Genomic DNA, 26,760 nt, shown 5'->3' with positions numbered 1-26,760 from the left:
TTTTGAATGAACATCACTCATAATTTGGGCTTTCCCCGCATTGGCGCACACCGCGAGCTGAAACGCGGGTTGGAGGCGTATTGGGCGGGCGATTTGTCTGTCGACGACCTGGAGAAAACCGCTCGCGCACTACGCACGGCACACTGGCAGCGACAGGCGAGAGCGGATGTGAATTGGGTGCCAGTTGGGGATTTCGCCTGGTACGACCACGTGTTGGAATGGACGACATTGCTGGGTGCTGTGCCCGCCCGCTTTGGCCAAGCTGACGATCAGCCAGTGGCATTGGATACGTTGTTTCGCATGGCGCGCGGCCGTGCTCCGACCGGCACGCCCACGGCGGCCTGCGAAATGACCAAATGGTTCGATACCAACTATCACTACATCGTGCCGGAACTCGTGCCCGGTCAGCAATTCCGCATTGCGCGCGACTATCTGTTCAAGCAGGTGAGCGAGGCGCAAGCCTTGGGTCACCGCGTCAAACCGGTGATCCCGGGCCCGCTGACTTGGTTATGGCTCGGTAAAGGCGATGCGTTTACCGCCGGTGCTTCCGACGAAGGCAAGCTTGAATTGCTGGAGGCGCTGCTGCCCGTATATGCCGACGTTCTTGCGCGGCTGGCGACGCAGGGCGTGGAGTGGGTACAGGTCGACGAACCCGTTCTGGTGCTGGATTTGCCGCAAGCTTGGCGGGAGGCCTATCTCGCAGCCTATGCGCGTTTGGCGCAAGCGCCTGTGAAGTTGCTCGTCGCGACATACTTCGGCGCGCTGGGCGACAATCAAGATCTGGCTTTGGACCTGCCTGTTGCAGGCCTACATATTGATGCGGTGCGGGCCCCTAACGAATTGGAAAGCGTCGCGGCGCGCTTGAGAGACGACCAGGTGCTTTCGGCAGGCGTGATCGACGGACGCAATATCTGGCGGACTGACTTGGATGCGGCCTTGGCAAAGCTTGCCCCAGTACGGGCTCGGTTGGGTGATCGTTTATGGTTGGCGCCCTCGTGCTCGCTATTACATGTACCGGTAGATCTGGACAACGAAACGGAGTTGGATGCGGAGCTCAAGAGTTGGCTTTCTTTTGCCGCGCAGAAACTCGACGAACTGAATCTGTTGGCGCGTGCACTGGATACTCCGGACCTGCCAGAGGTAGCGGAGGCGTTGGCGACGCAGCGCGCGGCGTTACGGGCCCGCCGCGCCTCGACCCGCATTCACAATGCCGCAGTTGCCCGCAGGATGGCGCAGGCCGAGGCCGTTTCTCGCGATCGCATTCCCTTTGTCGAGCGCATCGCCCAACAGCAACAGGCGTTGCGGCTCCCGCCATATCCGACCACCACGATCGGCTCGTTCCCGCAAACAGCGGCCATCCGCGCGCTGCGCCGCGACTGGAAGGCGGGCGCCCTGAGCGACGCCGCGTACGAATCCGCCATTCGCCGCGAAATCGAGGAGGTCGTCCGATTCCAGGAAAAGGTCGGTCTGGATGTGCTGGTACATGGTGAGCCCGAACGCAACGACATGGTCGAGTATTTCGGCGAGTTGCTGGCGGGATTCGCATTCACGCGCAATGGCTGGGTGCAAAGCTATGGTTCGCGTTGCGTGAAGCCGCCGATTATCTTTGGGGATGTGGCGCGTCCGGCTCCCATGACGGTGGCGTGGTCCTCCTATGCGCAGTCCCTGACGGATAAACCGGTAAAAGGCATGTTGACCGGGCCGGTCACGATTTTGCAATGGTCCTTTGTGCGCGATGATCAACCCCGTGAGCAGACATGCCGGCAGATCGCCTTGGCGCTGCGCGACGAGGTGGTCGATCTGGAAACGGCGGGTGTGAAGGTGATTCAGATCGACGAACCCGCGATCCGCGAAGGCCTACCGCTGCGGCGAGGCGACTGGCAGGACTATCTGGCATGGGCCGTGGATTGCTTCCGGTTGAGCACGGCTGGCGTTGCGCCGGATACGCAAATCCACACTCATATGTGTTACGCCGAGTTCAATGACATCATCGAAGCCATTGCGGCCATGGACGCCGATGTCATCACTATCGAGACCTCTCGTTCAAATATGGAGTTGCTCAAGGCGTTCGAGGAGTTCGAGTATCCCAACGATATCGGGCCGGGTGTGTACGACATTCATTCTCCGAACGTACCCGACGTAGCGTGGATGGTCGGTCTGATGCGCAAGGCGGCCGCACGTCTGCCCAAGGAGCGGCTCTGGGTGAATCCTGACTGCGGGCTGAAAACTCGTGGGTGGAAGGAAACCGAGGCCGCGTTGAGCCGGATGGTACAGGCAGCGCACGCCTTGCGGGCATCCTGATCCGTCACGTTTAATCGCATCGAGCGCGCTGTGTGCGCCTCGATGGTGGGCGGGGCAGGGATGGGGCCGAAACCGACGCGTCGATGTGCCCTGCGTTATACTTCACGGGATTTGCTGCCATGCGTCAAGACTAGAAGTGCAGGCCCCTTAATGCCCTTGCCACCCCCCAACGTTTCTCGAGAGCCCCTGCATACGCGTTCCATACGCGTGCAGTCGTATGGGCGCGAGGACGGTTTGTGGGATATTGAAGCCGAGCTTATCGACTACAAGGGCTACGATTTCCCGCGACATAATGGTGAAATCTTCAAGGCGGGCCGGCACGTTCACCACATGCATCTGCGCATCACGATCGATGAGGCATTTACGATTGTGGCCGCTCAGGCGGTCTATGACGCGGCACCCTATGAGCAATGCGTGAACATCGATGCCGCCTATGCGGGATTGGTGGGCATGAATCTGCTCAAGGGCTTCCGGCACCAGGTTAAGGAGCATTTCGGTCGCACTGCGGGTTGCACGCATATGACCGAGCTGTGCCAGGTGCTACCCACGGCTGCCGTGCAGACCATGGCTGGCCGACGGCGCCAGAAGCGCAATTCGGACGTACGCCCCTTTCAGCTCGACGGCTGTCATGCCTTGCGCACCGACGGGCCGGTGGTGCTTGAGCACTATCCCAAGTGGTACACCGGGGATAGCGCTGAAGCGGCGGCGGGCGCTAGCTCCGATTCCCCCTCTTATTCTCATTCGTCCTGACAGGTAACACATGAAAATCCACGAGTATCAAGGCAAGGAACTGCTAAAGCAATTTGGCGTGCCTGTGCCGCGCGGCATTCCCGCATTTTCCGTCGAAGAGGCCGTGGCTGCCGCTGAAAAGCTGGGTGGGCCGGTGTGGGTCGTTAAGGCGCAGATTCACGCAGGTGGCCGCGGTAAGGGCGGCGGCGTGAAGCTGGCTCGTTCGCTCGACGACGTCCGCAAGCTGGCAGGCGAAATCCTCGGCATGCAACTGGTGACGCACCAGACCGGCCCGCAAGGCCAGAAAGTCAACCGTCTGTACATCGAAGACGGCGCTGACATCCAGAAGGAATACTACGTTTCGCTGGTCACTGACCGTGCCACGCAGAAAGTCGCCATCATCGCGTCCAGCGAAGGCGGCATGGACATCGAGGAAGTTGCTCACTCGACGCCCGAAAAAATCATCACCGAATACATCGATCCGCAAACCGGCCTGTCGGTTGAACAGGCCAAGCAGGTCGCCGAGTCGATCGGCCTGACCGGCGGTTCGGCTGACCAAGCCGCCGACGTGTTCCAGAAGCTCTACAAGTGCTACATGGACACCGACGCTTCGCTGGTTGAAATCAATCCCCTGAACTGCGACAGCAAGGGCAACATCATCGCCCTGGACGCCAAGTTCAACTTCGATTCGAACGCGCTGTTCCGTCATCCCGAAATCGTGGCCTACCGCGATCTGGACGAGGAAGATCCTGCAGAAATCGAAGCCAGCAAGTTCGATCTGGCCTACATCCAGCTCGATGGCAACATCGGCTGCCTGGTTAACGGCGCGGGTCTGGCCATGGCCACGATGGACACCATCAAGCTGTTCGGCGGCGAGCCGGCCAACTTCCTGGACGTCGGTGGCGGTGCCACGGCTGAGAAAGTGACCGAAGCCTTCAAGATCATGCTCGCGAACAAGAGCGTGAAGGCCATTCTGGTCAATATCTTCGGCGGCATCATGCGCTGCGACGTTATCGCCGAAGGCGTGATCGCTGCTTGCAAGGCCGTCAACCTGAACGTGCCGTTGGTCGTCCGCATGAAGGGCACCAACGAAGAACTGGGCAAGAAAATGCTGGCCGACTCGGGGCTGCCCATCATCAGCGCCGACACGATGGCCGAAGCGGCCACTCGCGTTGTAGCCGCAGTCAAATAACGCCAAGGATTCACAAATGTCGATTCTGATCAACAAGGACACCAAAGTCATCACCCAGGGCATCACGGGCAAGACGGGCCAGTTCCACACCCGTATGTGCCGTGAGTACGCCAATGGCAAGGCCGCCTTCGTGGCTGGCGTGAACCCCAAGCGCGCGGGCGAGGATTTCGAAGGCGTGCCTATTTTCGGTAGCGTCCAGGAAGCCAAGAGCGAAACCGGCGCCACCGTGTCGGTGATCTACGTGCCGCCCGCCGGCGCTGCCGCCGCTATCTGGGAAGCCGTCGAAGCCGACCTGGATCTGGTTATCTGCATCACCGAAGGTATCCCGGTTCGTGACATGCTCGAACTGAAGAACCGCATGAAGGCCAAGAACAGCAAGACCTTGCTGCTCGGCCCGAACTGCCCGGGTCTCATCACCCCGGACGAAATCAAGATCGGCATCATGCCGGGTCACATCCACCGCAAGGGCCGCATCGGCGTGGTCAGCCGCTCCGGCACGCTGACCTACGAAGCCGTGGCTCAGCTGACCGAACTCGGCCTGGGTCAATCCAGCGCTGTCGGTATCGGTGGCGACCCCATCAACGGTCTGAAGCACGTCGACGTCCTGAAGCTGTTCAATGACGATCCCGACACCGACGCCGTCATCATGATTGGCGAAATCGGCGGTCCGGACGAAGTCAACGCCGCTCAGTGGGCGAAAGACAACATGAAGAAACCCGTGGTCGGCTTCATCGCCGGCGTCACGGCGCCTCCGGGAAAACGCATGGGCCACGCCGGTGCGTTGATTTCGGGCGGTGCCGACACGGCCGACGCCAAGCTCGAAGTGATGGAAGCCTGCGGCATCCGCACCACGCGCAACCCGTCGGAAATGGGCAAGCTGCTCAAGTCCGTTCTGTAAGGCATCAACGCCGGAAGGCGCTAACGCTTTGCCAAGAAAAGCCCGCTCGTTTGAGCGGGTTTTTTTACATCGCGGGGCGAGCATGTGGCCGCATTGCAAAATATAATGAGTCTTGTATAAGACGCGTACAGTTACAACCATCTCGGCGCCACAAGCGTTGAACCTGATCCTCCGCCACACAGCTCGCAACTAACCTGGCGGCAGTACGCAATTTTTCGTTATCACTTACACCTAGGGGATCACTAGGAAAGAGAGGAATGGAACTCACATCTGCAGCATTTTGGATTGCCCTTCTACAAATCATTTGGGTCAATATCCTGCTATCCGGCGATAACGCCGTTGTCATCGCGCTAGCCGCGCGTTCTCTGCCCCCCGAGCAGCAAAAGAAAGCGATTACCGTCGGCTCCGCCGCGGCGATCATCATGCGTATCGTGCTGACGCTCGTGGCGGCCAAACTCCTGTTACTGCCTTGGCTGAAGCTGATCGGCGCGCTCTTGCTCGTCTACATCGGCGTGTCGCTATTGATGCCCGAGAGCGAAGATGACGGCGGCGGCAAACAACAGGGCACTTTGCTTTCCGCGATTCGGACCATCATGATTGCCGATCTGGTGATGAGTCTGGATAACGTGGTGGCTGTTGCAGCCGCGGCGATGGGCGACACGACCCTGCTGGTGGTGGGCTTGGCAATCAGTATCCCGTTAGTGATTTTTGGCAGCACGTTGCTGCTGAAAGTGATTGAGCGCTTCCCTTTGATCGTCTGGGTCGGCGCGGCGCTATTGGGCTTTATCGCTGGCGAACTGCTGGTTGGCGACCCTGCGCTGCATGACTCCGTCGTGAGCATCGATACGGCATTGGGTGTCAGCGAACATCAGCTGGCTTTGATGGCGGGTGCGATCGGCGCGGTAATCGTGCTGGCGCTCGGCAAAATTTTGCTTTCCCGGCGTCAGGCACTGACACAAAGCTGAATTACAATACACGTTTTGGCATAACAGCTGCCGCGTTTTTACGCGGCAGTTTTTTGGTTCCAAGACGCCGAACGTCCTAATGAGATCCGACGGATCTTAAGGGAGGGCGCCTGGAACCCATGTTCGCGTGAGCAAATTCGCTAATTTCGCGGTTGGCGAGCAGCGAGCCATACGTAATCTCAGAGAGGGGGATCCAAGTGTTCGAGTTTTTACAAACCTTAAGTTGGGCGGCAGTATTTCAAATTATCTTGATTGACATTCTGCTGGGCGGTGACAACGCGGTGGTCATTGCGCTGGCATGTCGCAATCTGGCGCCCAAGCAACGCATGCAGGGCATCCTGTGGGGTACTGCCGGGGCGATTATTCTGCGTGTCGTGCTCATCGCGTTTGCCCTGACGCTGCTAGCGATTCCGTTCCTTAAGGTGGTAGGCGCTCTGCTCTTGGTGTGGATCGGCGTGAAATTGCTGATTCCTGAGGACGATGCTCATGACAACATTCAGGGCAGCACGTCGATCGCCGCCGCGGTCAAGACGATCATCGTGGCGGACTTCGTGATGAGCCTGGACAACGTTATCGCGATCGCAGGTGCGGCCCAGACCGCGCATGCTGACCATCAGATCGGTCTGGTTGTCTTTGGCCTGATCGTCAGCGTACCCATCATCATCTGGGGCAGCACGCTGGTGCTCAAGCTGATCGATCGCTTCCCGATCGTGGTTACGTTCGGTGCAGCGCTGCTGGGCTGGATCGCGGGCGGCATGCTCGTGACCGATGTTGTTGTCGAAAATCAATTCGGGGAACTCCCGACTGCGGTTAAACTGGCGGCTGAAGTCATCGGTGCCCTCTTCGTTGTGATCCTGGGTCGGTGGCTGGCAAGTCGTAAAACTGCATCGAAGGAAGCCCACTCATGAGTCTGCGTAAAAGCGATAACCCCGAAGCCGGTCTCAGCCTGTTGCAAGGGCTGACCATTCTGGCCATTATCGGGGTGATCGCCACGGTGATCTTTACCAGCCTGGGCGGTTAAACCTGCTCGTGTCTGCACCGCAACGCCTCGTTATCGCAACGCGCGCCAGCCGGCTTGCCCTGTGGCAAGCCGAGCATGTGCGTGATCGCTTGCTTGGTCTTTACCCCGACTGTACGGTCGAACTTCTCACGCTTACCACGCGCGGGGACCAGATCCTGGACCGCACGCTGTCGAAGGTCGGGGGCAAAGGCCTGTTTGTCAAAGAGCTGGAAACGGCGCTGCTCGATGGCCGCGCCGATCTGGCTGTCCATTCTCTGAAAGACGTTCCCGTCGATCTGCAGATTCCCTTCGAACTGTGCACGGTGCTTGATCGTGCCGATCCGAGGGATGCGCTGGTGTCCAACGATTATGCGAGTCTGGGGGATCTGCCGGCGGGCGCCGTCGTGGGTACTTCCAGTCTGCGGCGTGAATCGCAACTTCGTGAGCGTTACCCGTCCCTGCAAGTCAAGCCGCTGCGCGGCAATCTGGATACCCGACTCGGCAAACTGGATCGGGGCGAGTACGCGGCTATCATTCTGGCGGCGGCTGGTCTGGAACGCTTAGGTCTGGGCGCCCGCATCCGTGGCCTGCTGGAACCAGCAGACAGCTTGCCGGCCGCGGGTCAGGGCGCGCTCGGAATTGAGATCCGCAATGATCGGGATGATTTGCGGACCTGGTTGAGTCCACTCGCGTGTCCCGTCACGACGGCCTGCGTGCTGGCCGAACGGGCGGTGTCGCGTACGCTTGGAGGATCGTGTCAGGTGCCGCTGGCCGCGTATGCGGTGGCCGAAGGCGAGTCACTGACCTTGCGTGCGCTCGTGGCGGCTCCCGACGGTAAGCGCGTATTCCGTGTCCAACATACCGGACCCGTCACTCAGGCCGAGCAGATTGGCGAGGCGGCCGCGCAAGAGCTGTTATCGTTGGGTGCGGCAACCATCCTGTCCGAGTTGCAGGACCCGCCGACTTCCTGAACGCCCGGCGGCGGTTCGGGCGTTGTATTCAGAGAGGACGCATGCCGCAGATTGCCATTCTGACCCGGCCCGAGGGCCGCAATGATGTGCTCGCTGACGGCTTGCGGCAGGCCGGTTGGCAAGTCCTTGCGCTGCCGGCGTTGTCTCTGCGCCCCTTGCCGGTTCCGGCCGGCGAATTGCCATTACCCGAGCAATTTGACCTGGTCGTATTCGTGAGCGGCTACGCGGCGCAAGTCTATTTTCGCCAGTGGCGCGAGGCGACCGGGCAGGCGCGATGGCCGGCTAATGTGCCGGCTGCCACCGTGGGGCCAGCGAGTGCGACAGCGGTACGCGAGCAGCCAGGTTTTGGCGCCGATACAACAGTTTTTTGTCCCCCGCCCGATGCACAGGCTCACGATTCCGAAGCGTTGTGGGAGCTACTGCGCGCGCAAACGCGGCTGCCGGAGCGTGTGCTGATCGTGCGCGGTACGCGCGGACGCGATTGGCTGGCACAACAGTTAGAGGCCAGCGGCGTCCGTGTTCGCATCCATGCGGCCTATGAGCGCCAACAAGCTGAATGGCCGGCGACAGTGATTCAACAGTTGCATATCTGGGCCCGGCATTCGCAAAAAGTCACATGGCTTTTGACCAGTGGCGAGGGTCTTGTCGCTATCCTGTCGCAGATCCGCGCCTCGGCGTTGGAGGATTGGTGGCAGAACTGTGACTTTGTGGTGACACATCCCAAGCTCGCTCAACAGCTCAAAGAGGGCGGTGGCACGGGGCCGAACGCAATGGTAAAAACTTGCTTGCCAGCCGATGATGCGATTCTTGCGGCCTTTGTTGCGGCTTGAATCGAAGTTTTGGCGTTTCACCGAATACAATCGCGTCATGACAGAACAGACTCCTGACACTGTAACTGCCGCTCATCAGGCAGATCCGGGCGCATCGACGCCTGCCTCGCCGGCCTCAGCGCCTGCAAAGCGTTCTTCCCGTGGTATCGGCTTTGCGGGTGTGGCGCTGATCGTTGTTTTGCTTGTGGCCATCGGCCTGGGCTGGGCGCTCTGGACTCAGCGCAAACAAGCTGACATGGCCGGGCGAGAGATCGCCGGTCGTCTGGCGAGCCTGGAAGACGCCGTCGCGCAGGGCCGCAAGGAAGCCCGCGACGCGCTGAGCCTCTCGCAGGGCCATACGAACCAGCTGCGCACCTTGGAAGCCAAAACCCAGGCCGCGCAGACCCGGTACAACGACTTGCAACAGGCATGGGAAACGTTCAGTGGCGCGGCGACGGATGAAATCCTCGCCAATGATGTCGAGCGCCTGCTGGTGTTGGCCAGTCAGCAGTTGCGGCTGGCCGGCAATGTGAACAACGCCATCGTGGCGCTGGAGACCGCGCAAGCGCGCCTTGCACAGGCCGCGCGTCCGCAGTTCTCGGGTTTACAACAAAGCATTAATGGCGACATTGAACGCTTGCGCGCTGTGGCGACCGTCGATATTCCGGCGCAGTCCGCGCGGATCGAGCGACTGGTGACACTGGTGTCCAAGGCGCCGCTGCTGGTGCCCGACGCGGCCGCGCCTGGCGCATCCAGCGAGACACAACCCGCACCGGCCAAAGCGCCCGTCACGACCATCGCGCAGGACCCCCGTGAGCAACTGCCGGCCGATGCGGCTTGGTGGGAACGCTGGCGCGCGGAAATTGCCTCGTGGCCAGCCCGTGCCGGCGGCGCCTTGGCGAATGAATTGGGTGACCTGATCAGCGTGCAACGCGTGGACCAGCCCGCCGCGTTGATGTTGTCGGGCGATCAAGCCGAGCAAGTCCGTGGCACGCTGCGTCAGCGCCTGATGACCGCGCAGCTGGCGCTGATGATGCGCCAGCCCGAGGTCTGGAAGAACGAGCTGGAAAATGTGCAAAACGTGCTCAGTATTTATTACGACGGCCGTGCTGTGGATACCCAGGCGGCGCTGCGTCTGACGCATGAGCTGCTGAATACGGATATCGCGGTGCGCTTGCCCGATGTCTCCGACAGTCTGGCCAGCGTTGCCGCGTTACGCGCCGATGGGTTCGGTGCTTCGGCCAAACAGGACTAACGCATGCGTACCTGGTTCTGGACTTTGTTGCTTGCTGTCGTCGCCGTGGCGCTGGCGGTGGTGTTGCGCTCGCATACGGGCAACGTCATTTTCTTGGTTTCCCCTTGGCGTATCGAACTGTCGCTGACGCTGTTCGTGCTGCTTGTGCTGGGCGGATTTGTCGCGCTCTATGTCGCGCTGCGCGTGCTGTCGTGGCTGCTCGCCATCCCGGATCGTATGCGGGTGTGGCGCGGTCACCGCGCCCAGGCCCGCGATCACGATCTGCTGGAGCGGGGCTGGACGCAACTGTTGGAAGGTCGTTACGGTCAGGCCGAAAAAGATCTCACCAAATTGCTCGGGCAGACTCGCGTCAGTAGCCGCCGGGTGCTGGCGGCGTTGTCGGCGGCCCGCGCGGCGCATGGGTTAGGCGAATTTGCTCGCCGGGATCGATTGTTGGACGCGGCCCGCGAACATGCCGATGGGAACACCGGCCTGCAAGAAGCGATTGCCACTGTCGCCGCCGACCAGCTGCTGGATCAGGGACGTGCGCAGGATGCCTTGGCGGTATTGACGCCATTGCAGGAAGGCGGCGCCCGTCATCTCCACACATTGCGTCTGCTGCTGCGTGCGGAGTCGGCGCTCAATCATCATGATCGCGTCTTTACGCTGGCGCGTGGTCTGATGCGTCGCAATGCCCTGTCCAAGGTGGAAGCAGAGAGCTTGATCGACCGTGCTGGTGCAGCGCGCCTGCGCGCAGCGGCCGCATCGGGCACCGAGGCCTGGCGCAGCGTGTGGAAAGACTTCAAGAGTGACGAGCGGGTGCTGCCAGAAATTGCGCTGGCCGGTGCCATGGCATTCGAGTCGGCGGGCGAACCCGAAGAGGCCGCACGTATTCTCGAAACCGCCATCCCTCTGCATTTCACGCCCTCGCTGATTGACGCCTACGCGCGTTGCGATGCCGATCAGGTGCCTCGCCGCTTGGCAAAGGCCGAAGCATGGCTGCAAAAGCGCCCGACCAACGTGGATCTGCTGACCTCGTTGGGCATGCTGTGTTTGAACGGCCAGCTTTGGGGCCAAGCCGAACATTACCTGCAGCGCAGCGTGCAGATGCGTAACGATGCACGCACGCACGCCTTGTTGGGCAGTCTGTACGACCGGCTTGACCGTTCTCAGGACGCGGTACGGCACTGGCGCCTGGCCACGACGGCCACGATGGCGCTGCCCGTGCTCGCTGGCGATCTGGCACTGCCGCCCGCGGACACCAATGCGGATCCCGCGCATTTGGATGCCGAGGGCGAGTACTCTGCCTATCCCCCAGAGTTCATTCCCGTGTCCGCACCCGTGGAAGTCCTGCCGACTTCCGCGCCCGCCGACTACGTCCTGGATCCGGATGCTCGCGCCATAGAGCGCGAGGCAATCGCCGCGCTGGAGCCGGATCCCCCGGCCGTCGCGCCTGCCCGTGGTGACATCGATATCGAAGAATACTTCGATAGCGCACCGATTCCAGTGCCTGCCGACGATGCGCCTCGGGCCGATTACGGCACTCCGCTGTCCGGCACCGCCGGTACGTTTGAGTCGGAAAAGCGGAATGACGACAAATCACATCTACCCTCAGATAAACAAGGTTGAACCATGAGTCTCGATCGCGTCTCTCCCGGCAAGAACCTGCCGGAAGACTTTAACGTCATCATTGAAATCCCCATGAACGCCGACCCGGTGAAGTACGAGGTCGACAAGGACAGCGGCGCCGTGTTCGTGGATCGCTTCATGCTGACGGCCATGCACTATCCGTGCAATTACGGCTACATTCCGCAGACGCTGTCCGAGGATGGTGACCCCGCCGACGTGCTGGTGCTGACCCCGTTCCCGATCCAGGTCGGCGCGGTTGTGCGTTGCCGCGCGCTGGGCGTGCTGGAAATGGACGACGAGAGCGGCGGCGACGCCAAGCTGTTGGCTGTGCCGGTGGACAAGCTCTATCCTCCGTACCGCAACATCAAGTCGTACGAAGATCTGCCCGCCGAGGACATCGGTCGTATCCAACACTTCTTCGAACACTACAAAGACCTCGAGAAGGGCAAGTGGGTCAAGGTCAAGGGATGGAAGGGTGTGGACGCCGCTCACGAGGAGATCGTGCGTAGCGCAGAGCGCTATCAAAAGGGCTAAGCGCCGACATTAAGGTCACGCTTTAATACAGCCTTTCGTTATAGGGCCACGATGCACGCTAGCATCGTGGCCCTATGTTTTTTGGCAATGCAGCACGGAAAAAACGATACACTCAACGACTGGCTTTCCCTACTTGCCGGCACTGACCGGCGTGCATTCAACAAGGTTAAAGAACATGGATTACGTTTTTCCTCCGTCGCCGCCCGTTGTAGTGCCAGTCGCAGGCAGCAGTGAACTTATCCCTGTGCGTCGCATTTATTGCGTGGGTCGCAACTACGCCGAGCATGCCAAGGAGATGGGCTTTACCGGTCGCGAGGACCCGTTTTTCTTCAGCAAGCCCAATGACGCGCTCGTGGTGATCGCCGATGGTGAAACCGGTGTGACGCCCTATCCGCAAAAGACGAGCAATCTGCATTACGAGATGGAACTCGTGGTCGTGCTGGGCAAGGGCGGCAAAGATATCCCGGTTGAGCAGGCCGGCGAATGCGTGTGGGGTTATGCGCTGGGTCTGGATATGACGCGCCGTGATTTGCAGGGAGAGGCCAAGAAACAAGGCCGTCCATGGGAAGTCGGCAAGGGCTTCGATCTGTCGGCGCCGATCGGACCGGTGCATCCGCGCAGCGTGGTCGGCACGTTGGAAAACGCCGCGATTTGGCTTGACGTGAATGGCGAACGCAAGCAGTCCAGCGATATCTCTCAGATGATCTGGAATATCCCCGAGAGCATTGCTTACCTGTCCGGGCTGTTCGAATTGAAAGCTGGCGATTTTATCTTTACTGGCACACCGGAAGGCGTGGGTGCTGTCGTGCAAGGCGACGAACTCGTGGGTGGTGTCGACGGACTTGGCGAGCTGCGCGTGCGTATCGGCTAAGCAGGGTCTTGCGTTCATGTCGTAGTGAATACGCTTGAGCGCATCTCGTGTACGTTGTTCGCTTACGGCCCCTGCGGGGGCCGTAATCTTTGCGGGTCTATACATCAGATCCGTGATGCTGTGGTCCCGAGTGAGGCCTTTTTATCCACCTCGGAAACCGCGAATAGCCGTTCTGACAACGGCATCTCATACTCATGGCTCACTAATTTTTGAAAGGGGCCGAGTATGAGTTCTTTACGCAACCGTCAGCGCGGACAAGGCATGACGGAATACATCGTCACGACGCAAAGCCTTTATTCATGCGGGTTTCCAGGCGGTGTTGTCTAAGAATCTAAGAACTGTCTAAAACTCATTGTCTAAAACTGAGAATTTATCCAGCTTTTTTCGCCTGCGATCTTCCCGGCCCAGACACAACTTTCGGGTTGCGATCGCGCAGGTAAATCTGCGTCGTGCGGCGGTCTGTGTGGCCTAGTAGCGCAGTGGGGTCAAACCCCTGACGCTCGGCCTCCGTGCCTGCCATCGCGCGCAGGTCGTGAAGCGTCACGTCTTCGACGCCTGCAGCATTGGCTGCGTCCTTGAAGCAGCGCCAGACGTTGGAGGGTAGGCGCATTTTCCCGGCGCGTCCGGCCAGCAGATACCGCATGGATTTGATCTTTGTGTTCTCGTCTTTGGCGCGCGCAACGACAGCACGTAGCTCCGGCGTCCAGCCCACGATCAGCTTCTTTCCGGTCTTCTGCTGCTCTACGAAAATCCCTTCGTCTAGCAGATGGCTGTACTCGATCTTGAGCACGTCCCCGATGCGTTGGCCGGTCAGATAGCACATATCCATCACGATTTGCAGCCAGGGTGCGCATTGCGCGTAGATGGCGGTGTACTCGGCGGGTGTGATCAACCGGTCGCGCGATTTTGGTGTGAACCGCTTCACGCTGACCGTTGGGTCGATCTGCACAATGCCTCGGTCCAGTGCCCAGGCGTAGGTCAAGCGAAGGACGGTGAGCATCCGATTGGCGATTGCCTTTCGGTCACTGTAGGCATCCATCATCTGCACGATTACTCCATGGTTCACCTGCTCGGGTCGGAACTCCGCGAATACTTCCTTGAGTTGTTTGGCGCAGTATTCGTATTGTGTCCTGGTGGTCTGCGATTTCTCGGCGGTGATAGCCGGCAGCGCTCGGTCGATCAGTGCGGGGAGTCCATCTGTGGGTAGCGCCATCAGAGCGGCGTACTGCAATAGGGCGGTGTGCAGGTCGGAACCAAGCCGACGCCACTTACCTTCTTTGACTAGATAGTATGCCCCGTGCTTGTGGTAGACGCAGCTTGGGAGATGCCGTTCCTGTTTCCTTGGTCGCATAGCCTAACGCTGCCTCCATAGCGGCCCGCAGCACCACAGGCGTGCCATCGGGGCGAATTACAAACGGGATGCCCATCTGGCGCAAAACCTCGCATTGAGGGCGCCCACGGACCTTGCGCGTGACCTCTGCGATTTCCTCTGCAGTGAGGGTCAGCATATCCTATCCTCCTAGAGCGTTTGGTTCATCTATCCAGTAGCGACGAGTCACCTCGATCAGGCGCTCGATTACGTCAGGGGTCATTGCTCCCCCTTTCCCTGCTGGGCTATGGCCGCGTTGTATCTGTCTCGGAAGATCGATATATAAAGGTCGGCGGCATCTACTCCGTTAAACACAAGTCCTTCACCTGCTGCTGCGTCCAAGAACGTGTGTAGGGCTTCCAAGTTCGCGTCCGGCTCATTCACTGGTGCGGCGATTATCTGGTGGTATCGCTGAAACTGCGGTATCCATTCGCGAACCGTGTTCGGCCACAATCCTGCGCGCTCGGCGGCTTCGATGATTTGGATTTCGGCAGGAATGGCCGGCTTACGATTCGGCTCTGGTGCGGCGGTGGCTTTGGGCACATCCTCAGCCCTCACATATAAACCGCGAGGATGGGGGTTCATCCCCCCGCCTGGAAGCGGATTCCATCGTGTTAATCCGGAGTCCTTATCTCGTCCCGCAGCGGCGGCTTCGGAGTCCCATTTATCGCCGCTAGGCTGGGGTGCGGCGTATTTGGACAGCAGGGCGCGGGCGAAGGCGACGAGATCAACCCTCATATCGCCCGTGTTCTTTGTCTGCGACCACTCGAACAGGATTTGGTTGTCACTCGGCCCCGCCTTCTGCTCACCCAGCGCGGCTCGGGCTTGCCACGCTTCCCAAGCGGCCTGCAATTTTGGGTGTTTGTACCGCTCATATACAACGATCCCGCAATTACTTTGATCCGGGGATAGGTTTACTCCGGGCCACCTGCCTACAGCCCACGCCTCAAACGCTTCCCGCTCTTTGTCGATGTTCATTGCTTATTCCTCGCAGCGCAGCACTTCGCGCGTGACGCTGTTAAGTTCGTCCAGGGTTTTGCAGGGGTCGTTATCCCCGCAGATCGACACAGCCTCATTTCCGGCTTCGTGCGCGGCATCGTCAGGCCAGTCACGGCGCTTTGCGACGATGCGCACTTGTTCGTACAGGGTTCGTCCGTGGGGCTTGGTATTCATCACTTGCCCTCCTGCGCGGATAGGGCGGCGTCATGTACACATTTCGCCGTTTCTTCGACACGTTCCGGCGATGTGTCGATGCGCTGAACAACCGGCAGGCAGGTGCGAACATTCGCCGGCCGGTTCTCGCTCTGCGGTGCGCTCCAGAGGTGCGCGTTGCGTAGGTCGGCATTCGCGTCGGCAAACAGCACGGCCAGCGGGTCGTAATAGGGCTTGTCGAGCGCTTCTGCAGGCACAACACGCGTAATGCTCTTGTCGCCGATCCAGACGGTGACGCCGGCGTATCCGGGGTGGGGTTGGGTGGTCGGGGTGTGGGCGGTCATGCTGCTCTCCTTTTGTCGGTGACACAGCGGCGCGCAACTTCGACCAGCCAACGGGCAAGGTCGGGCGGGGTCGCTTCGCGCTCGGCTTTGGTGATGTGAGGGCGGTAGTCGTGCCGCTTCCTTGATTGCACGACATAGGCGGCTTCGCCCAGTACGATGGGCAAATCAGGAATGCCGGCAGGCTCTTGGCCGACGATGTAGAACCACGTGGCTTTCTCTGCCTTATGGCCCCACCATTTCTGTGGGGCGGCGAGCGTCCATCCACCCCATGCGTCGCGTCCAGCGCCGGGGTAGGGGATGCGTTGAGCTGGCCATAGCAGGCTGCCCGCTGGATGCTCGAGCACTCCACCGAACTCTCGCACTAGAGCGACGGCCAAGCGGCCTAGGTTGCGCTCGTCTGGGCGTGGTTTGGCAAAAGCCCGAAGGCGACCCCATGCTCGGCAGGGCGGATGTGCAACCACCGGCAGATCTCCGTCATAGGTGCGCGCATCTCGTTCAATGTCGTAGACGTCGCACTCTGGCAGCGTCTTGTAGATGGAGTCGGCGCGGGCAAAGAGGACTGCTACCTCGGCGCTCTCTGTCATACCGCTTCCTCCACAATCATCCACACAGCCACCACCAGCACCGCAAGTGCAACTATCAATGCGCAGTCGATAAATCGGTCGGTGTATGGCTCTGCGGGGAGGAAGTCGTCTTCGTTGACTCTCATGCTGACACTCCTGTGAGGGTGGGGTACGATCGCGATTAGTCCACGACAGGCGAGGGCGCGATGGTGTTCTTTTGGGTTTTGGGTTCGGCTTTCGCAGGGCTGATGTGGGGTATCGCCATTGGTGCGGGAAGCGCGCCTGCAAAGTGGTGGGAGGTATGCACTGCCGTCGGGACCGTGGGTGCCACTATTGGGGCGGTTGGCGTCCCTGTATGGCAGAACCTAGACAGACGAAAGGAGATGTTGCGCGATCGAGTGACTCAGGATTGGGCTATCGCTATGGAAATTGAGCAGATTGCAAGGCAACTGCGTCGAGCGTTAGAGGCCTGGGGTAAATCGGCGCGACAACCATCAGACCATGTGTTCTTTGATTTGAAATCTCGTGCGGAAACTGCAAAAGGGCGTACAAGAGACGCGTTTGGTGTCAACTTGCTCTGTGATCTACAAGGTTTAATAGACGCTTGCAAAACGGAAGCCGATGATGTTTGGGCCCGTACGCACCGAACTGTATCTGCGAAATTTATAAGAGAGCATATCGCTCAGATCAGGACGACAGAGGAGTTCACGAGGGTCTGGATGCGTACTTTACGTACAAGAGCGGAAGATGTAGGAATCAAGTTCGACGCAATTCTTTGACTTCTTCCGTGGACGTAAAGGGGAAGCCCGCCCACATGGGTTCCGTTTGGTGGTGGAGGTTAAAGCGATTTCTCTCCGCGCAGAGCCTCGACGACACCTGCGAGCATCTTCGCCAACTCGCCCGTCATCAGAGTCATATCTGAATCGAATTTCTCATCGTCGTTCTGCATAACGTCTTCGTTATTTTCTTCCAGCACGTCGAGAGGCGCCACGCGCTTGATGTCGAGCGATTCGGTCAATACGAACGACACTCGATCCGCCCAGGTCATCGCCAGCCGCGTGCACTGCTTTCCTGACTGGATGTGCCGGCGGGCGTCGTCGCAGTCGATGGAGTGTTTCAGGTAGCGCACCACGGCGCGACTTTCGCCTGATGCCCTCAGCTCCGTGTCCTGATCGATTGTGAAATTGGGTGGCGGCTCGTCCGCTGCCAGCCAGCCGGTCATGGCTGCCGCTGGGGACTGAGCGACGTACAGATTCTCGATAGGGAGCGGATCAATAGTCTTGACTAGCAGGCCGATCACCTCGTCCGCCTTGGAGTCTGATGCAGTGTCGATAACCAGCCACCGGTTAACTGGATCAATCCAGACGCGGGTGTCACGGTAGACTGTGAGTGCCCTGGGCAGCAGCTCGTCCGTGACGCGCTCCTTGATTTCCTTCATCTGCTTGCGGCCGGGCTTGTAGCCTTCCTGCTCTTCGATTTCCTGGGCGCGAGCCTTGGCTGCCTGATTAACCACGGTAGCGGGTAAGAGCTTGCGTGCAGCGCGGACAGTAAGCAGAATCTGCCGATTGACCGTGTACGAAAGGGCGCCATTCTCGCGCGGAGAGATCCAGCCGATCGATTGCATCTCCAAACCGTTGTCCGCTTTGAAGGCGCGGCGGGCGAGTGAGGCGTCGAGCTGCTCGGAGTCGAAGACGCTGGGGTCTGTCAGGCGGTAAATCTTTAGGTTCTTGAACCACATGGCGAGGTCCTATGTCGGTTGGGGGCGCCGTAGGCGGTGTCAGGGGGCGCGGTTGAGCAGGTAACGTCCCTTGGGGGCGTGCAGCCACCACTGCGGTTGCTTGGCGCCCGTGGGATATTCGTACTCGCGCCATACTTGCACCTTGCTGTTCTTGTGCGATAAGCGAATGAAGCCCCACGGCTTTATGTCGCCAGCGGTGTGGGCAAACAGGGTCCAGCAGGGCACAGGAGTGCCGTCGGCGTCTTCCGGCAGCACTACGCGATGGAAGCTGTCGCCTAGCAGACTGTTGAACCATCTAACCTTGCGGATGCCGGCGCGCGTGAGTTCCCAATACCAACCGACCAGCACGATGCTGAAAGCGAACCGCCAGGGGTGGTCATGCAGGCCTCGGTCGGGGTCTGAACCAACGAAGCGGTGCAGATAGAAGCGCCAGCCAAAGACGGTGCAGAGGTAGTAGCGCTCGAGGTAGGGCGTGCTGGCGTCGCTGATGATGCGGCCGGGCAAGTGCCCGGACAGCCAGTGAAGGAAGCGTTTCATAGCCTGGGGCCTCTAAAAGGGTATGTCGTCGTCCATGTCCGCCAGATTTGAGGACGGAGGGGCGCTTCCATCCCTCTGTGCCGCGTAAGCGTTGCCTTTGCGGTCGTCCTGACCGTCAGGCGCATCTGCGGCATGCCCTCCGCCGCCCTGTCCCGCGCCGCCGAGCATCTGCATGTGATCAGCAATGATTTCGGTCGAGTAGCGATCACCGCCGGTCTTTTTGTCTTCCCACTTGCGGGTCTTGAGTCGGCCCTCGATGTAGACCGATCGACCCTTCTTCAGGTATTCCCCGACGATTTCGGCCAGGCGGTTGTAGAAAACGACGCGATGCCATTCGGTTTCCTCGCGGCGCTCGCCACTGGCCTTGTCTTTCCACTGCGATGTGGTGGCGATCGAGATATTGCAGACGGCCGTACCGTCTGGGCTATAGCGGATCTCGGGATCGCGCCCGAGATTGCCGACGAGGATGACTTTGTTGACGCTGGCCATGCTGGCGAACTCCTTGGGCCTATCGATGGGCCAGTTGATCGAGGTAGGGGTATTGCTGCGCTTCGACGGTGAGGGTGCTGCCGTCAGGGTTTACATGCAGGCAGAGATAAACGTTGCTCAGTGGGTCCTGCACCAAGCGCCCCGAACCGCCGCAACTGCGTGCGAGCAAGGTGGCCCGACGTTTGTCGTCGGCAATGAAAAGCCTTTCGTCACTCTTGACCACTGCGCTGCCGGCGACAAAGGCGGCAGCTGGTACGCAGAGTGCGATAGCCGCGGCGGCGGCAACTTTGAATGTGTTCATGTGGAGGTCCTTGCCCTGGCCGTTGGGGGGTAACAATCTCAAGGCGACACGCGCCCCTGCGAATAAAGCATCGCTTTCATCTGCAGTGCGGAGGAGGGAGGAAGGGCACCGGCGCTAACCCGTTGCCGGGCGCGTGCCGTCTTGAGATTGCTGATAGGTGGCCCGTTTCGTGGACCGGACGGCTGGGAGGTACCAGCACCTAAGGAGCCATCAAATGCGGGCCCTGAGCGCTCACATGAAGCAGTGGTTTCATCACTCAGAGGAGACTCGGACTTGTACTTGCTACGGCGCTAACCCGTAGCCGATCAAGGCCCGCGTTTGATGGCCCCCGTCTTTCCGGGGTGTCAGATGGTGCCGTGCGTTCTACATCCGGGAGGGCCTACGCCTATCACCCGGGTATCGGTCCGACCAGGGGAGGCCAGCACGGAACTCCGTCAGGCTTTCGCCTTCACCATCATCAAGGCGGGCTAAACAACAGCTACTCCGACCGGCCGGCCCATAGAGTGCGCGCCGAAGGGTTTACCTGGTAGATATATCTCAGGACACCTTTACCTTCTAACGCCGCGTGTCCAATTCCACGCCGCCGCCTTGATGATGGCCCCGGCTCTCACCATGCCGGGCATGGGCCTGTGCGTACATCCAGTTCCGGCCACCGAGAAAACTGGTTATGTTGCTAGCTCCAACTACGAACAATGAGGGAGACAACATGGCCCATTTCATCGTCACCTTTAGAATCAAGAATGACGCCACATACCAAGCCCGCTATGACTCTTTTGTGAACACTGCGTCCAGTTTTGCGGACATCATCCCTTGGGATGAAACCACGTCATTCTTGGCGTTCAAAGCAAAGGACCACACGTTGTCATCGGCGGGTTTGTGCTCGGCTCTCTATCTGCAGAGCGAGTTCGACGCGGTAAAGGACATGATGGTTGTTATCGATTTGGATAACCGAACCAAAGCCACGCGTGGTGATATTGCGTATCCAGGGTTGCTGGCCGCAGGCCTTGGCTTCTAACTTTTACGTGCTTCCTGCTGGAGCAGTTTTAGATAGGAGGCTTTCTAGTGCTGCCTCTTTATTCCTTTTCACCTCCTCTTGGAACGCGACCAACCGATTGACCTCGGCGAGTTGTTCGAGCAGAGGTTCTCGTAGTACCGACAGCTCGCGCAGCTTGCTCTCGGCGGAAAGAATTTCGCTGACCACGGCGATAATTTCGTCCTTCATCTGATCTCCTTGGCGATTCATTAATTGCGGTCCATCCGTATGCCCTCTGTCACAGGGTAGGCGGATGATTCCGGGGCAGCACACGCCTAGCTACTCCCGCTCATCGCGGCTCTAGGTCGTGCGCTGCCCATCAATCAACCCGCGCAGCCTGTAGCCTCCCTGGCGTACCGTGCGGGTCGAAAGGCGCTCGATCTTTGTCAGGGGCGGCGCGTGAGCCCTGGGCCTAGCCGCGCAAATGCGCCATTGGCCTGTTTATCTCTTGGCTGGTTGTTAAAGAGCGGGTGATCCGCAGTAGTTCCAGGTGGCTTCCGCCTAGGCGTTCTTTGCTGCGTTGGGTGAATATTAGCGAAGCGCAAACATCTAGTCAATAGCGAAACGCGAACATTTTTATGTAACTCGACTTCAGTTACGATCCGTATGTCTACTTTGAGTGGAGCGGCTATGGCGGTAGCTGACGAATTGAGCAAGCTTGCCGAGTTGAAAGACAGAGGCCTTTTGACTGAGTCCGAATTTGAGGCGCAGAAGGCGAAGCTATTGGTCGGGGATCAGCAGGCCCCGCCACCCACTGAACCGATGGTGAAGGAAGAGAAAAAGGGAAGCCCAGTCTTCATAACTCTGTTGGTCGTGGCGGGAATTGTGTTCGCGTTTTTATATTCGGAGCGTCAGTTGGAGATAGCACCGAGATGCGCGCTTTGACCGCTGATAAAAAGGCCATTGATCTTTGTTGGGACGATCAAAGACGGAAGTCTCTGACGCCGGAGGCGCAGCGTTTCATCGCTGGCACGTGCGAAATGATGGAGGCGAACTTTATTAATCGGTGGGGGCGAAAGCCTTGAAAAACGCTGGTAAGCAGTTCTGGCGCCGATTCGATCCTCCGCACTCCTGCCACGGCCAAAAGTAAACTGCCGCAGCGGAGGAATTTATCTAGCCGCAGCCCGACCCATTGATTTGTTACCAGAATGAGTTCTAGAAAGACGTAGGCGCGAGTGTTAGATTCAGAACCCAACTAGACGAAGGAGAACCATTATGCCGACTTTCGCTGCGATCGATGTGGAGATAGCTAACCCGCGCCTAGCAAGCATTTGTCAAATCGGCGTAACAGAGTTCAAAGGCGGCGAATTGGTGGACCAGTGGGTGACGCTTGTCAATCCGGAAGACTATTTCGACCCAATTAATGTCGCGATCCATGGTATTGATGAATCTATGGTTGCCGAGGCTCCCGTGTTTCGCGATGCGGTTAGCTCGCTGGTGCCACGGCTAGAGGGTAAAGTCGTAACCGCACATACAAGCTTCGACCGCTCAGCGCTATTACGCGCGTTTGAAGCTTGCGGCGGAACTCCGTTTGTCTGCAAATGGTTGGACTCTTCTCGAGTGGCCCGATTAACGTGGCCTACTGTTGCTTCAAAAGGTTATGGACTGGCGAATCTGGCAGCGATGCTAGGTATTGAGTTTCGGCATCATGACGCGTTGGAGGATTCGCGTGTCGCCGGGCTTATCCTGTTAAGGGCGCTCCAGGAAAGTGGTCAGTCCCTCGACTGGTGGTTGGATCGTGTCCATCAAAGAAGTTCCCCAAGCAGCGTCGGGGGGGCTCCGATCGCGCAGCTCGGAAACCCTCTCGGCCCGTTTTCCGGTGAAGTAATCGCTTTCACTGGGCAGTTGTCCATGACTCGGGCTGACGCTGCCAAGGCCGCCGCGAGCGTCGGTTGCGAAGTGGGAGAATCGGTGAATCGCAAGACTACTATTCTCGTGGTAGGTGATCAGGACATTACGCGATTGGCTGGCAAGACTAAGAGTTCGAAGCACCTTAAGGCGGAACAGCTCGTTTCCAAAGGGATGGGAATACGGATTGTGGGCGAATCCGATTTTCTGTCCATGCTCGGGCCAATTTCGCTCCCTGAATAGCTGCCTCCCGCTGAAGGGGGATGGGCTCGCTTGCGCTTCTCTCTCATTAGCCAAAAGTTAAGCGCTATGCCGAAGAAACCTAAGGTCTACATGCCGACCGAGGCTGAGGATCAAGAAATCAACCGTGGGATTGCGGCGGATCCGGATACCTACGTCCCGAGCGACGAGGCGTTCGCGAGGATGAAGCGCCGCGGCCGTCCTCGTTCCGACGCACCGAAAGTCCAGCTCACGGTGCGCTACGACCGAGACGTGGTTGACGCTTTCAAGGCTGAGGGTCCTGGGTGGCAGTCGCGCATGAATGACGCGCTGCGCGATTGGCTGAAAGAGCACCGCGCTTAGGCAAAAAAAACCGCCCGGAGGCGGTTGATCTGGAGCTCAATCGATAATTATTCGTCAAAAAATCCAAAACCTACATGCTGGGCTAGAGCGCGAGGGCCTCTGGACACGAAATTGGCTTTGGGTAAAGTGCTCCGCCTCTCAATATTCAGCAAAAGAGTGCGGAACATGGCAATTAGGAAAGAACAGGCAACCGCAAATTGCTGAATCCGATGCTTAGACATGACGCCAACAAGGTCAATATCCAGCGGGTCCGCTCTCCAGTTTGCGGTTGTCCCGTAAATACGACCACGGTCTATTTCTGCCAAACTGGTGGAGTGCCATACGCCGTGCTGCAGACGGTACTGCATATCGTTACGGGTGGTGCTTAACCAATTTTTTCCACCATTGCCCTGCGAAAGAGCTCTAAAGTCCTGTAGCTTTGCATAGGCCATTTGACGTTTGGCTAGTGGGAGCTCAGATGAAAGGGCGCTTTGAGCCAAGTGGTCTAAAACACTATCTAATTCGTTCCAAAAGGACTCATGGGAAGAGCTTCGCGAGCGCTGTGCGGTTTTCGAAAAAAGAATTCCAGTCCACGGCGCTGAGAATCTACATAAGTGCCCACCCTTCGTGCAGGAAATTGGCAGTGATAACGCGTGGGCCAATGCATTAATCTTGTGGGCGTGCGAGTCGTCAAGCCAGCAGTGCCCATTACCGAAGAGTCTAATTATTACATGTGCGGCATAATAAGCTGAATAGTAGACGCGAATTAGCCACCAAGGAAGTGCTAGCTTTTCATTTGGCTTGCTATCCAGACCGCTCAGGGATTGAATACAGGATATTGACAAGCGGTGACAGTCTGTCGCCAGTAACTCGCCTATATATTTCGGGTCTCGGAAGTCTAGTCCAAAAGAGCTTGTATTAGCTCCAGAGATTACCGTGAAAGCGGATTCTCCGAGAATGCAGTCGGCGAGTGGACTATTGCTCGTTCGTCCCTTGGCCCGAAGGATCGGCAATGCTAGTTCGTGGTTGGTCGCATCAGAGAGAAGTGACACGCTAGCCCCGCTTTTTAGGCCCGCCCAGGGTAAAACCCGTCTTCAGAACTTGCTCATATCGCTCGAACAGGGCAACGGGGCTTTGGCCGGGGTCACAGATATCTGATTTCCTGAGCCTTGCAAAAAAGGGTGTTAAAACTTCGGAGAAATTCTGCGCAGAATAATCATCGCCATGTCGAGCATGTACGCGTTCCGCCACCAACGGAAAGAACAAAAGGATCGCTCTGAACAACGTTGAGTTTGCAATCTGATTTTCCGGAGCGTGAGAGCGAATTTCGCTTGCCCAAATCGCGATGTAGGGTCGAAGCACAGAGTAAACCCAGTCAGAATCTGCATCTCCGATCGTACGAGAAATTGAATTTAGGGCGGCTTTAAACGTAACGCGAGAGATCTTTCCTTTGCTCCGACTTGACGGACTCATTAGACCTAGAAGTGGGCTTTCAGGCCGCTCGTGGAACATATCGTACACTTCGCGGTGTAGGGCGTCGGAACCGGTCTCTGCGTCGGCCAACTTCTTAATGTCTAAAAGCAGTTCGTTGGGTACAGGCCGCTGCTTTGTGTTTATATCAATAAACAACCTGGCCTCATCAGATCTCGACAAGCCGTTATAGATCACCACAGGCACCCTCAAGTTGGTCTTCGCTTTATGAAAGCCGTAGACCCGATGTTGTCCGTCTAGGATCAAGAACGCGCCTGGCACAGGATTTATTCTCAATACTTGGCTTCGGCTAAAGTATTTTAGATCGGCGGACGGTTGAGCAGATAATATGATTGAGCAAGGTATTGTTCCGAAACCGCTATCAATATAGTCTGCTATTTCCTGCGCTCTCTTCTCATCAAGTGCGCGTTGAAAACCCTCGACAGGATTTGAATATCTTGTTTCAACAGTGCAGGTTGCACCCAAGACATCGCTGGGCATGGTGACGGAGTAAAACCGGTATTGCCCTTGTGTGATTAATCGAGCCGCAAAACTTAGGTGACTCTCCCCTGGTTCAGAGGTCACATCTTCGTCTACATCAGCCGTCTTTTTTGCTTTTGCCATGTTACACCTTTGAAAAATTTCGTACGTACTTTAAATGAGTATTAGTCTTAAGTGAAGCCCGATGTATGGGTAGCCTTAAGAGGGAATCCGACTTAAGTCGTCCGCACACCTTCGCCCTCCAGGGCTCCTTTTCTTAAGATCAATGTTCCATGCTTGCCATTCGCTGGGGGCGCACGAGCTTTCCAGAGATGGATATTAGAGGGCGCTGCATTTGCAACAAAGGCTTCCCACGACCGCGCACCGACCCACACAATACGCAGCAATATGCCACGGACTCTGCCCATCGGGGCGATGTCCCGAGGTGCTCGCGGGCGGGAGGGAGGCAGCGCTTAGCCCTCAGCCGCCGAGACGGGCGCCGTCGCCAGCACTGTTCGTGCTCACAACATCGCGCACGGTCTTATCCTGATTGAACAACACGGTCAGGGTCTGCTGCTCCTGCCCCGTTCCGAATGGTCCGGTGTAGAAGTAGAACCACTGAGCCTGGAGCAATCCGTACTGGTTGAAAGACGTGCTCAGAGGAGAGCCAAAGTCCCGCACCATATCGTTGTAAGTAGTCACGCCCGGCTGGATAGTCTGTATCTTGGCCTGATCAATCTGCGAACCAGTGCTCGCACAGCCTGCCAGAACGATCGTAGGCACCACAGATGCAATTGCAAATCTCATTTCAATACTCTCCTCTGCTGTCTGCCGTTCTTTGATGGAGCGAAGGGCCTGGCGCCTCGCTGGCCGTGAGTGACTACCTAGTCAGCTTCGCCCCAACCCAAACTACGCGCCCCAGAATCCGCGCCGCCGGCTTTCTTCAGCTTCTCGGTTGGGTGGGTTGGGGCAGTCCAGCCGGGCAGCAACTGACGCCGCGCGCAAGCTTAGTGCTCGAATGAACTAGAAATCCTCGCTCCGCCAAACCTTCAGCACTCGTCCAAACACTTCGAGGTCCATCGTCTCGTCGATCACCCAGTCCCTGTAGGCCGGGTTCTCCGAGATCGCCAGAAGACCCTTCCCGGGCACGCGCTGCAAACGCTTGATGAAGCCCTCGTTCCCGACGCGGAAGAAGTAGACCGCATCGAACTCAACGGCCTTGACGCTGGAGTCGATGATGAGCGGATCCCCGGAATTGAACATGGGGCGCATCGAATCGCCGAATCCCGTCACCACGCAGAGGCTATTCGTCTGGCTATAGCCGCGTACATTCTTCTCGAGCCATTCCCTACTGACTTTCAGGCTTTCGATGACGCCCGGTTGATCCCGGAGTTCTACCCCACTTAATCCCATCCTTCCTCCTGTGTCGTACCTTCCGATCGTGACGCACAGTCGAGGGTTTTCTATGGCTTCTAACTGTTCGCCAGTTTGATTTTCCCCATGGGGCGTATCTAGCCAACCAGGAGGCTTGCCCGCGGCAGATTCGATCCTGCGGGCGGTGTCCTTTCTCATCCCTCTCGGCTTCCCCGTTTTGGAGTCTTTTGCCCCATCTCTCAGATTCATGAATTGAGCGGGGGACATCTCTAACAGTTTGGCCGCCGCCGAAGGTCCGCCGGCCTCGGCCTCTAAGGAGCGCAAGTTATCTCGCCGGATTTGGTCAATGTCTTTCATTGGAAGAAGTT

General features: G+C 58.4%; 33 protein-coding genes. 17 read left to right on the top strand and 16 right to left on the bottom strand.

Annotation, left to right across the window (positions count from 1 at the left end; genetic code table 11):
- Positions 1-6 precede the first annotated feature (6 nt).
- From metE to GOQ25_RS11610, 12 genes are all read left to right on the top strand, one after another.
- A complete protein-coding gene (gene metE, locus GOQ25_RS11665; protein ID WP_160350633.1) occupies positions 7-2,301 on the top strand; it encodes a 5-methyltetrahydropteroyltriglutamate--homocysteine S-methyltransferase in 2,295 nt (764 codons plus the stop codon).
- A gap of 150 nt (positions 2,302-2,451) precedes the next feature.
- Entirely contained in the window at positions 2,452-3,051 is a 600-nt protein-coding gene (locus GOQ25_RS11660) for a DUF2889 domain-containing protein (protein WP_160350632.1), read from the top strand.
- A gap of 10 nt (positions 3,052-3,061) precedes the next feature.
- Positions 3,062-4,222: an ADP-forming succinate--CoA ligase subunit beta gene (gene sucC / locus GOQ25_RS11655; protein ID WP_160350631.1), complete on the top strand. Its 1,161-nt coding sequence runs from the start codon at positions 3,062-3,064 to the stop codon at positions 4,220-4,222.
- A 16-nt stretch (positions 4,223-4,238) separates the two neighbouring features.
- On the top strand, positions 4,239-5,120 hold the full coding sequence (gene sucD / locus GOQ25_RS11650; protein WP_160350630.1) for a succinate--CoA ligase subunit alpha: 882 nt from the start codon (positions 4,239-4,241) through the stop codon (positions 5,118-5,120).
- Positions 5,121-5,377: 257 nt separating this feature from the next.
- Positions 5,378-6,085 carry a TerC family protein gene (locus GOQ25_RS11645; protein ID WP_160350629.1) on the top strand — a complete coding sequence of 236 codons (708 nt, stop codon included), beginning with the start codon at positions 5,378-5,380 and terminating at the stop codon, positions 6,083-6,085.
- Positions 6,086-6,282: 197 nt separating this feature from the next.
- Positions 6,283-6,993 carry a TerC family protein gene (locus tag GOQ25_RS11640; protein ID WP_160350831.1) on the top strand — a complete coding sequence of 237 codons (711 nt, stop codon included), beginning with the start codon at positions 6,283-6,285 and terminating at the stop codon, positions 6,991-6,993.
- A 121-nt stretch (positions 6,994-7,114) separates the two neighbouring features.
- Positions 7,115-8,056 (top strand): hydroxymethylbilane synthase, encoded by a 942-nt coding sequence (hemC, locus tag GOQ25_RS11635; RefSeq protein ID WP_160350628.1) that lies wholly within the window; start codon positions 7,115-7,117, stop codon positions 8,054-8,056.
- Positions 8,057-8,097: 41 nt separating this feature from the next.
- Positions 8,098-8,886, top strand: coding sequence for a uroporphyrinogen-III synthase (locus tag GOQ25_RS11630; protein WP_160350627.1), 789 nt, complete (start codon positions 8,098-8,100; stop codon positions 8,884-8,886).
- Between the two features lie 37 nt (positions 8,887-8,923).
- Positions 8,924-10,120, top strand: a complete 1,197-nt coding sequence (locus GOQ25_RS11625; protein WP_160350626.1) for a uroporphyrinogen-III C-methyltransferase — start codon at positions 8,924-8,926, stop codon at positions 10,118-10,120.
- Positions 10,121-10,123: 3 nt separating this feature from the next.
- Positions 10,124-11,728 (top strand): heme biosynthesis HemY N-terminal domain-containing protein, encoded by a 1,605-nt coding sequence (locus GOQ25_RS11620; RefSeq protein WP_160350625.1) that lies wholly within the window; start codon positions 10,124-10,126, stop codon positions 11,726-11,728.
- 3 nt (positions 11,729-11,731) lie between these two features.
- Positions 11,732-12,262, top strand: a complete 531-nt coding sequence (gene ppa / locus GOQ25_RS11615) for an inorganic diphosphatase (RefSeq protein WP_160350624.1) — start codon at positions 11,732-11,734, stop codon at positions 12,260-12,262.
- Between the two features lie 175 nt (positions 12,263-12,437).
- Entirely contained in the window at positions 12,438-13,133 is a 696-nt protein-coding gene (locus GOQ25_RS11610; RefSeq protein ID WP_160350623.1) for a fumarylacetoacetate hydrolase family protein, read from the top strand.
- Between the two features lie 370 nt (positions 13,134-13,503).
- On the opposite strand, the gene GOQ25_RS11605 is transcribed toward GOQ25_RS11610, so the two are convergent.
- The 7 genes from GOQ25_RS11605 to GOQ25_RS19675 all read right to left on the bottom strand — a co-directional run bounded on the left by GOQ25_RS11605 (position 13,504) and on the right by GOQ25_RS19675 (position 16,707).
- Positions 13,504-14,346, bottom strand: a complete 843-nt coding sequence (locus tag GOQ25_RS11605; protein ID WP_236844554.1) for a tyrosine-type recombinase/integrase — start codon at positions 14,344-14,346, stop codon at positions 13,504-13,506.
- A 55-nt stretch (positions 14,347-14,401) separates the two neighbouring features.
- Positions 14,402-14,641 (bottom strand): DUF4224 domain-containing protein, encoded by a 240-nt coding sequence (locus GOQ25_RS11600; protein WP_160350621.1) that lies wholly within the window; start codon positions 14,639-14,641, stop codon positions 14,402-14,404.
- 80 nt (positions 14,642-14,721) lie between these two features.
- Positions 14,722-15,480, bottom strand: coding sequence for a hypothetical protein (locus tag GOQ25_RS11595; RefSeq protein WP_160350620.1), 759 nt, complete (start codon positions 15,478-15,480; stop codon positions 14,722-14,724).
- Between the two features lie 3 nt (positions 15,481-15,483).
- Positions 15,484-15,675 carry a hypothetical protein gene (locus GOQ25_RS11590; protein ID WP_160350619.1) on the bottom strand — a complete coding sequence of 64 codons (192 nt, stop codon included), beginning with the start codon at positions 15,673-15,675 and terminating at the stop codon, positions 15,484-15,486.
- Positions 15,675-15,998 (bottom strand): hypothetical protein, encoded by a 324-nt coding sequence (locus tag GOQ25_RS11585; protein ID WP_160350618.1) that lies wholly within the window; start codon positions 15,996-15,998, stop codon positions 15,675-15,677. The genes GOQ25_RS11590 and GOQ25_RS11585 overlap by 1 nt, the downstream gene beginning before the upstream one ends.
- Entirely contained in the window at positions 15,995-16,582 is a 588-nt protein-coding gene (locus tag GOQ25_RS11580; protein ID WP_202109420.1) for a hypothetical protein, read from the bottom strand. Before GOQ25_RS11580 ends, GOQ25_RS11585 begins: the two co-directional genes overlap by 4 nt.
- Positions 16,579-16,707, bottom strand: coding sequence for a hypothetical protein (locus GOQ25_RS19675; protein ID WP_255448234.1), 129 nt, complete (start codon positions 16,705-16,707; stop codon positions 16,579-16,581). Before GOQ25_RS19675 ends, GOQ25_RS11580 begins: the two co-directional genes overlap by 4 nt.
- A 276-nt stretch (positions 16,708-16,983) precedes the next feature.
- Here GOQ25_RS19675 and GOQ25_RS11575 point away from each other — a divergent pair, with 276 nt between their 5' ends.
- Positions 16,984-17,340: a hypothetical protein gene (locus GOQ25_RS11575; protein ID WP_160350617.1), complete on the top strand. Its 357-nt coding sequence runs from the start codon at positions 16,984-16,986 to the stop codon at positions 17,338-17,340.
- Positions 17,341-17,399: 59 nt separating this feature from the next.
- Here GOQ25_RS11575 and GOQ25_RS11570 read toward each other — a convergent pair whose 3' ends face one another.
- The 4 genes from GOQ25_RS11570 to GOQ25_RS11555 are packed head-to-tail and all read right to left on the bottom strand — an operon-like array spanning position 17,400 to position 19,626.
- Positions 17,400-18,299 (bottom strand): recombination-associated protein RdgC, encoded by a 900-nt coding sequence (locus GOQ25_RS11570; RefSeq protein WP_160350616.1) that lies wholly within the window; start codon positions 18,297-18,299, stop codon positions 17,400-17,402.
- Positions 18,300-18,338: 39 nt separating this feature from the next.
- Entirely contained in the window at positions 18,339-18,836 is a 498-nt protein-coding gene (locus GOQ25_RS11565; RefSeq protein WP_160350615.1) for a hypothetical protein, read from the bottom strand.
- A gap of 12 nt (positions 18,837-18,848) precedes the next feature.
- Positions 18,849-19,325, bottom strand: a complete 477-nt coding sequence (gene ssb / locus GOQ25_RS11560; RefSeq protein WP_160350614.1) for a single-stranded DNA-binding protein — start codon at positions 19,323-19,325, stop codon at positions 18,849-18,851.
- 19 nt (positions 19,326-19,344) lie between these two features.
- Complete coding sequence (locus GOQ25_RS11555; protein WP_160350613.1) at positions 19,345-19,626, bottom strand: hypothetical protein; 282 nt, start codon at positions 19,624-19,626, stop codon at positions 19,345-19,347.
- A 706-nt stretch (positions 19,627-20,332) separates the two neighbouring features.
- Here GOQ25_RS11555 and GOQ25_RS11550 point away from each other — a divergent pair.
- Positions 20,333-20,641 carry a hypothetical protein gene (locus tag GOQ25_RS11550; protein WP_160350612.1) on the top strand — a complete coding sequence of 103 codons (309 nt, stop codon included), beginning with the start codon at positions 20,333-20,335 and terminating at the stop codon, positions 20,639-20,641.
- A gap of 3 nt (positions 20,642-20,644) precedes the next feature.
- Here GOQ25_RS11550 and GOQ25_RS11545 read toward each other — a convergent pair whose 3' ends face one another.
- The gene (locus GOQ25_RS11545; RefSeq protein ID WP_160350611.1) at positions 20,645-20,848 is read right to left on the bottom strand and encodes a hypothetical protein; all 204 of its coding nucleotides are present in this window, start codon (positions 20,846-20,848) and stop codon (positions 20,645-20,647) included.
- 441 nt (positions 20,849-21,289) lie between these two features.
- On the opposite strand from GOQ25_RS11545, the gene GOQ25_RS11540 reads away from it, so the two are divergent.
- From GOQ25_RS11540 to GOQ25_RS11530, 3 genes are all read left to right on the top strand, one after another.
- Complete coding sequence (locus GOQ25_RS11540) at positions 21,290-21,544, top strand: SHOCT domain-containing protein (protein ID WP_202109419.1); 255 nt, start codon at positions 21,290-21,292, stop codon at positions 21,542-21,544.
- A gap of 330 nt (positions 21,545-21,874) precedes the next feature.
- Complete coding sequence (locus GOQ25_RS11535; RefSeq protein ID WP_160350609.1) at positions 21,875-22,750, top strand: exonuclease domain-containing protein; 876 nt, start codon at positions 21,875-21,877, stop codon at positions 22,748-22,750.
- A gap of 66 nt (positions 22,751-22,816) precedes the next feature.
- On the top strand, positions 22,817-23,089 hold the full coding sequence (locus GOQ25_RS11530) for a BrnA antitoxin family protein (protein WP_160350608.1): 273 nt from the start codon (positions 22,817-22,819) through the stop codon (positions 23,087-23,089).
- Between the two features lie 47 nt (positions 23,090-23,136).
- Here GOQ25_RS11530 and GOQ25_RS11525 read toward each other — a convergent pair whose 3' ends face one another.
- The 4 genes from GOQ25_RS11525 to GOQ25_RS11510 all read right to left on the bottom strand — a co-directional run bounded on the left by GOQ25_RS11525 (position 23,137) and on the right by GOQ25_RS11510 (position 26,749).
- Positions 23,137-23,520, bottom strand: a complete 384-nt coding sequence (locus GOQ25_RS11525; protein ID WP_160350607.1) for a hypothetical protein — start codon at positions 23,518-23,520, stop codon at positions 23,137-23,139.
- Positions 23,521-24,121: 601 nt separating this feature from the next.
- Complete coding sequence (locus GOQ25_RS11520; protein WP_160350606.1) at positions 24,122-25,162, bottom strand: DGQHR domain-containing protein; 1,041 nt, start codon at positions 25,160-25,162, stop codon at positions 24,122-24,124.
- Positions 25,163-25,498: 336 nt separating this feature from the next.
- On the bottom strand, positions 25,499-25,825 hold the full coding sequence (gene bamE, locus GOQ25_RS11515) for an outer membrane protein assembly factor BamE (RefSeq protein ID WP_160350605.1): 327 nt from the start codon (positions 25,823-25,825) through the stop codon (positions 25,499-25,501).
- A 216-nt stretch (positions 25,826-26,041) separates the two neighbouring features.
- Complete coding sequence (locus GOQ25_RS11510; RefSeq protein ID WP_160350604.1) at positions 26,042-26,749, bottom strand: S24 family peptidase; 708 nt, start codon at positions 26,747-26,749, stop codon at positions 26,042-26,044.
- Positions 26,750-26,760: the final 11 nt, after the last annotated feature.

Source organism: Bordetella sp. 15P40C-2 (assembly GCF_009763235.1).
GTDB lineage: Bacteria > Pseudomonadota > Gammaproteobacteria > Burkholderiales > Burkholderiaceae_B > Bordetella_A.
Note: the sequence above shows the minus strand (reverse complement) of the source record. Positions and strands in the feature narration are given on the sequence as shown.